Source organism: Rubneribacter sp., assembly GCF_965361815.1.
In genome coordinates, this window is sequence record NZ_CBDTNW010000154.1 from 1 (window position 1) to 5,625 (window position 5,625).

Annotated in this window: 6 protein-coding genes; 5 read left to right on the plus strand and 1 reads right to left on the minus strand. The window is 63.6% G+C overall.

Annotation, left to right across the window (positions count from 1 at the left end):
* Positions 1–55: 55 nt before the first annotated feature.
* Complete coding sequence (locus ACWKY3_RS11420) at positions 56–643, minus strand: TetR/AcrR family transcriptional regulator (protein ID WP_449316529.1); 588 nt, start codon at positions 641–643, stop codon at positions 56–58.
* 313 nt (positions 644–956) lie between these two features.
* Between ACWKY3_RS11420 and ACWKY3_RS11425 the strand changes: the two genes are divergently transcribed.
* The 5 genes from ACWKY3_RS11425 to ACWKY3_RS11445 all read left to right on the plus strand — a co-directional run bounded on the left by ACWKY3_RS11425 (position 957) and on the right by ACWKY3_RS11445 (position 5,512).
* Positions 957–1,097, plus strand: coding sequence for a hypothetical protein (locus ACWKY3_RS11425; protein ID WP_449316530.1), 141 nt, complete (start codon positions 957–959; stop codon positions 1,095–1,097).
* Between the two features lie 205 nt (positions 1,098–1,302).
* Complete coding sequence (locus tag ACWKY3_RS11430) at positions 1,303–2,394, plus strand: DMT family transporter (protein ID WP_449316531.1); 1,092 nt, start codon at positions 1,303–1,305, stop codon at positions 2,392–2,394.
* Positions 2,395–2,550: 156 nt separating this feature from the next.
* A complete protein-coding gene (locus ACWKY3_RS11435; RefSeq protein ID WP_449316532.1) occupies positions 2,551–3,102 on the plus strand; it encodes a hypothetical protein in 552 nt (183 codons plus the stop codon).
* 84 nt (positions 3,103–3,186) lie between these two features.
* A complete protein-coding gene (locus ACWKY3_RS11440) occupies positions 3,187–3,993 on the plus strand; it encodes a creatininase (protein WP_449316533.1) in 807 nt (268 codons plus the stop codon).
* Positions 3,994–4,201: 208 nt separating this feature from the next.
* Positions 4,202–5,512, plus strand: a complete 1,311-nt coding sequence (locus ACWKY3_RS11445) for an MFS transporter (RefSeq protein WP_449316534.1) — start codon at positions 4,202–4,204, stop codon at positions 5,510–5,512.
* Positions 5,513–5,625: the final 113 nt, after the last annotated feature.

Consider the following 5,625-nt stretch of genomic DNA (forward strand, 5'->3'; position numbering starts at 1 on the left):
CCCCCCCCCTCCCCTCCCGCGCCTCCGCGGCCGAAAAGCCCGGCATCCTCCCATCCTACGCTGGACCCGGCTCGTCGATGCGCAGGGCCCGGTAGAGCCTGTCGGGCACCAGGCTCACCAGATCGTCGGTCCAGCGCACCAGGTCCGTGGGCGCGTCCGACCGGAACCAGTCGTTCAAAACCTCGCACTCCAGCTTGGAGAACACCTCCACGATAAAGCGCATGTTGTCGTTCACGGTCACGCGGCGGTAGCGCTCGAGCGTCTCCAGAAGGACGGTCTTGCGGTTCTCCGGCATCACCGTCTGTCCGAACGGCGTGTTGATGCTGTACTGAATGGACTTGCGGTAAAAGTCGCGCTCCTGCGCGATGAGCCGCAGATGGTGGTAGTAGCCGGTCTTCCAGTCGATGGTCCTCCCTATCTCGTTGAGGTAGAACTGGCGGCAGAATATGGAGTGCCACCAGGGAATGTCGTACTTGCTCTTGAAGTGCCGGTAAAACGTCTGGCGGGATATCCCGGCGTTGCGGCATATCTCGGAAATGGTGATGCGGTCGAGCGATTTGTCCACGGCGTGGAGGATCTTCATTTTCGTCCGAAGCTCCGGCGAGTCGAAGACATCCTGGCTGTGAGTCAAATCCGGTAGCATGACAACCTCCTCGGTTCGAAATTCGAAACGTGAAGCCTTCCCCGATCAGCTCCGCTGAGCACAACTTAGCGCGCATCCACCTCCTCAAAAAAGCGACATCGTTCATGTTTCGTTCTTAAAATCAGACTATAAATGCAAATTCGTTCCCTGATGCGGACAATGCAATCCCATCGTTCAATCACCGCGCAACACCGCAGCGCTTGCGGCTCTCGAATCCACAGAGATCGCATATCAGAATGCGTGCATGGAGAGGTGGATCAACCGCCTCGAACCTTGCATCGGCGCACTGCGCAGCCGGAGAAAGGAGACCGCCATGGCGAAGATGGTCGGCACCCGGATCAGCCGCGCCGTCCCGCGTTTCGACGGGATGGCCAACCTATCGAGGCAAGCCCGTTTCTCCCGACGAAAACCGTGTGCCCGCAGCCTTCGGCTTGAAGGGATCCGCTGCGAATAGCCGATGCGACCGGCAACTCCTTTATTCGCAGACGGGTTCCTTCAAAGCGGAGGCTGCGGCGCCGCGCGCATTCGTCTTTCCAAACGTCCCGCCGCCTAGCCAACGCGGCGGGCAGAGAATCGCAGGAGGGGCTCATCATGGCCTTCAACAAGTTCCAGATCTACAAGATCAAGGGGTTCGTGTACAATTCTTCTCGGCGTCGCTCATGGGCGGCATCGGAGCGTTCACCCGCTTCATCAACGCCCCGGGCGACTTCGTGTCGTTCGGCCGGCAGCTGTGCGGGTTCATCGCGCTTTCCATCGCCTTCTGCTTCCAGAAGGGCAAGTGGGAGGTCGTCAAGAACCTGCGCATCTCCCCCGCCATCATCGGCGGCGGCATCACGCTGGGCCTTCTGTCCGGCCTGTACGTGATCTCGACGCAGTACACGACGCTCGCCAACGCGTCGCTGCTCATCTACATCGCGCCGGTCATCTCCACCATCTTGGCGGCGATATTCCTGAAAGAGAAGATCAACATCCAGCGCGCCATCTGCCTGTGCGCCGTGGTTATCGGCATGCTGTTCACGGTCGGCATCATCACGCCCGAGGGCTTCACGCTCGACCTGGCTCCCGAGTACATGTTCGGCAACGGCATCGCGCTCCTGTCCGGCCTGGCCTACGGCCTGTACCTGTTCTTCGGCCGCTATCGCCAGGACGCCGACTCCAGCGCCCGCTCCTGGTACCAGTTCGGCATCGCCGCCATCACGCTCATCGGCCTCATGATCGTTGACAGCGTGCTCTCGGGCGGCCTGAAGTACACGGTCAAAGTGGGCGGCATCACGCAGATCGACCCGGCCACCGGCCAGATCATGACCGCCAACTGGGACATCTTCACCATGGACGCCACGTCGTGGATCGTCTGGGTGGCCGCGGCCTTCATCTCCGGCTTCATCGCCTTCCACCTGCTCACCTACGCCTGCAAGATGCTGACCGCCGCCGAGCTGGCCTCCATCTCCTACCAGGAGGTCGTCATGGCGTCGCTGCTTGGCTTCTTCCTGTTCCAGGAGACGATGACCCCGTTCCAGATGATCGGCTTCGTGCTCATCGTCGGCGGCGGCTTCATCCAGATATTCTTCACCACCAAGGAGGGCGTGGTGGTCGATGACGCCCTTGCGGCCCAGATCGAGGCCGGCAAGGTGACCGAGACCGTGGACGCCATCGCCGAAGAGGTCCACGACCACGAGGAGAAGGAAGCCGAGGTCAAGAAGAACCTGTCGGCCCGCCTTGACGAAGCGGAGGAAAAAGAGGGGTTGAAGTAGCGCTCCGCTCAGGGCTCCGCAAGCTGCGGGGCGGAAGGAACCGCCCCGCGGCCCAGGGACCCCGGCCGTCTTGCATCCCATCGTCCGGCCGCTTCCGAACAAGGCTGCGCGCCAAGGAGGCGCCGGGCCCCGCACCCGAAGAGGAACGAGCAGGAAATGAAGATCACCAAGAACCTGACCCATGTCGCAAGCCCGGTTGAGTTCGAGCCGGCCCAAACCGTCGAAGCGCTGAAGGCCGCGTTCGCGGCGAAGCAGATGAAGGGCTTCCCGGCCGAGCTGGACATCGCCGAGCGCACGGAGGACCACGTGCAGATGGTGGCGCTCGACGATCTGCTGGAGTTCGCCAAGGAGTCGGGCGCGAAGGCCGTCACCTACGACGTGACCTACTTCCCGCACGCCGACGCCGACGAGGTGACGCGCCAGGTCAAGCAGCTGGCCGACGAGCTTGAGATCGACCAGCAGATCATCCGCGACCTGTGCGCCGGCGAGATCGAGGAGTATCTGGCCCTCGACGCCAAGCGCGACGTGGACCTTCCCGTCCACAGCATCGTGGAGGCCTACGTGGGCGGCACGGCGCTGGCCTGGTACGGCGTGAACGACTACCCGCGCCTCAAGCGCGTCATCCTGCGCAAGCTGGCCAGCGGCGGCGAGAAGGCCCGCAAGACGTTCGTCGAACGCGCCAGCAAGGCGCAGGCGGACCTCATCTAACCTGCCGCATCGCGCATCGAAAACCGTTCGCCCGTCCGGCCGACAACGCAGCCGGCCGGACGCTTCGAGAAAGGAGGACGCCGTATGAAGGACAGCGTCTTCATGGAGGAGATGGACGCGTTCACCTACCGCGCCAAGATGGAGCGCGACGCCGTGGTGTTCGTGCCCGTGGGAGCGCTCGAGCAGCACGGGTCGCACATGGCCATGTGCGTGGACGCCGCGCTCACCAAGGCCATGGCGGGCGCCACCGCGCGCGCCCTGACCGAATCGGACGCTGACGAGCTGGAGGGCGTGGTGGCCGCCCCCATCAACTACGGCTACCGCTCGCAGCAGCGCTCGGGAGGCGGCTTCCACCTCTCCGGCACCACCAGCTTGCGAGGAAGCACGCTCATCGCGCTGGCGCGCGACATCGTGTTCAGCCTCATCCGCCAGGGCGCGCGCAAGATCGTGCTCATGAACGGCCACTACGAAAACTACCAGTTCATCTTCGAAGGCGCGCAGCTGGCCCTGGAGGACGCCCGCAAGGAGGGCGCAGACGACGTGAAGATCCAGCTCCTTTCGTACTGGGACTTCGTGGACGACGACACCATCGCGCAGCTCTACCCCGACGGGTTCACCGGCTGGGACCTGGAGCACGCCGGCGTCATGGAGACGTCGCTCATGCTGCTGTTCTACCCCGACCTGGTGGACATGGGCCGCGTGGACGACCCGCTCTACGAGGGGCTGCCCGCCGAGCTGCCGAACTACGACGTGCTGCCCATCATCGCCGACTACACGCCGCCGTCGGGTTGCCTGTCCTCGCCGGCCGCGTCCTCGCGCGAGAAGGGCGTCATCCTGCGCGACGTGGCCGTGCGCAACATGGTGGACGCCATCCGCGCCGAGTTCGCCTAAGGGGACCGCGCTCGACGCACTTGACCGCATACGGCCTTCTCGAGCGAAGCGCTTCGGGAAGGCCGGTTTTCTTACAAGGAGGTTCGCATCATCGTGGGCATCACGAACGATATGCTTTCGGCAGCGGAGCAGGAACTCCGCGCTCGCCCGTCCAACGAGGCGGCATGCTTCCTTGGGGACTATCACGAGATCCAATAGGGGGATCGTCATGAGCACAACAACCGCACCAACCAAGGCCAAAGTGCCGTTCAAGGTTGCCCTGTCGTCGTTTCTGGGCAACTTCATCGAATGGTTCGACTACGCAACCTACACCTATTTCGCCATCACCATCGGCGTGGTGTTCTTCCCTGAATCAGAAGTCAACTCCACGCTCCTTTCCTTCGCGGTGTTCGCGCTGTCCTTCATCTTCCGCCCGCTGGGGGCGTCGTTTTGGGGCAGCATGGGCGACAAGAAGGGCCGCAAGTGGTCGTTGTCCATATCCATCTTCCTGATGACGGGCGCGGCCTTTTTGATTGGCTGTTTGCCCGGATACGCCACCATCGGCATAGCCGCGCCCATCCTGCTGGTGGTCCTGCGCAGCATCCAGGGCTTCTCGGCCGCCGGCGAGTACTCGGGGGCGGCGGTGTTCTTGGCCGAGTACGCTCCCAAGGACCATCGCGGCAAGTACTGCTCGCTCGTGCCGGCGTCCACGGCCACCGGCCTTCTGGCAGGCTCCACGGCCGCGCTCATCATCAAGGCGCTTCTGCCCGAGGCCGACATGGTGGCCTGGGGCTGGCGCATCCCGTTTCTTCTGGCCGGGCCTTTGGGCCTCATCGCGCACTACATCCGCACGAAGCTCGAGGACTCGCCCACCTACCAGCAGCTCACCGACAACGGCGAGGAGCGCGTGAAGGAGGCGGCTCACCCCACGCGCCTGGTGTTCAAGAAGTACCGCAAGCGCCTGATCTCCAGCATCGCGGCCACCATGGTGAACTCGGTGGGCTTTTACCTGGTGCTCACCTACCTGCCCACCTACCTGACGGCCTACGCCGGCATGGAGGCGGCGCCCGCCCAGGCGGCAACCGACATCGCGCTGCTCGCCTACATCTTCATCGTGTTCGGCGCGGGCAAGATATCCGACATCGTGGGCCGCAAGAAAATGATGCTCGGGGCGTGCGTGGCGTTCATCGTGCTGAGCGTGCCCTCGTTCATGATGCTCGACTCAGCGCAGCTGCCCATCGTTATAGCCGCCGAGCTCATCATGTGCGTGACGCTGTCCATCAACGACGCCAACATCGCCTGCTACCAGGCCGAGATGTTCCCCACCGAGGTGCGCTACACCGGCGCCGCGCTGGGTTCGAACATCGCCTACGTCATCTTCGGCGGCACGGCGTCCATGGTGGCCACAGCGCTCATCGACGCCACCGGCAACAGCTTGATGCCCGCGTTCTACATGATGGGCATCTGCCTGGTGGCTGGCATCATCTTGCTGTTCACCGCGCATGAGTACGGCGGCATAGAGCTGGAGGACATCGAGTAAGGCCCTCCCGCGCCCCGAACCGCGCAACGACGCGCCCCGGCAATCCGGAACCCGTTCCGGCCGCCGGGGCGCTCGCATGCCAAGTCCTTTCGGTCCTGCGGACCGAAGCAGGG

Excerpts from the sequence above, each read along its gene's own strand:
- ACWKY3_RS11420 (WP_449316529.1), bottom strand. The coding sequence starts at position 643 with ATGCTACCGGATTTGACTCACAGCCAGGATGTCTTCGACTCGCCGGAG.
- ACWKY3_RS11425 (WP_449316530.1), top strand. The coding sequence starts at position 957 with ATGGCGAAGATGGTCGGCACCCGGATCAGCCGCGCCGTCCCGCGTTTC.
- ACWKY3_RS11430 (WP_449316531.1), top strand. The coding sequence starts at position 1,303 with ATGGGCGGCATCGGAGCGTTCACCCGCTTCATCAACGCCCCGGGCGAC.
- ACWKY3_RS11435 (WP_449316532.1), top strand. The coding sequence starts at position 2,551 with ATGAAGATCACCAAGAACCTGACCCATGTCGCAAGCCCGGTTGAGTTC.
- ACWKY3_RS11440 (WP_449316533.1), top strand. The coding sequence starts at position 3,187 with ATGAAGGACAGCGTCTTCATGGAGGAGATGGACGCGTTCACCTACCGC.
- ACWKY3_RS11445 (WP_449316534.1), top strand. The coding sequence starts at position 4,202 with ATGAGCACAACAACCGCACCAACCAAGGCCAAAGTGCCGTTCAAGGTT.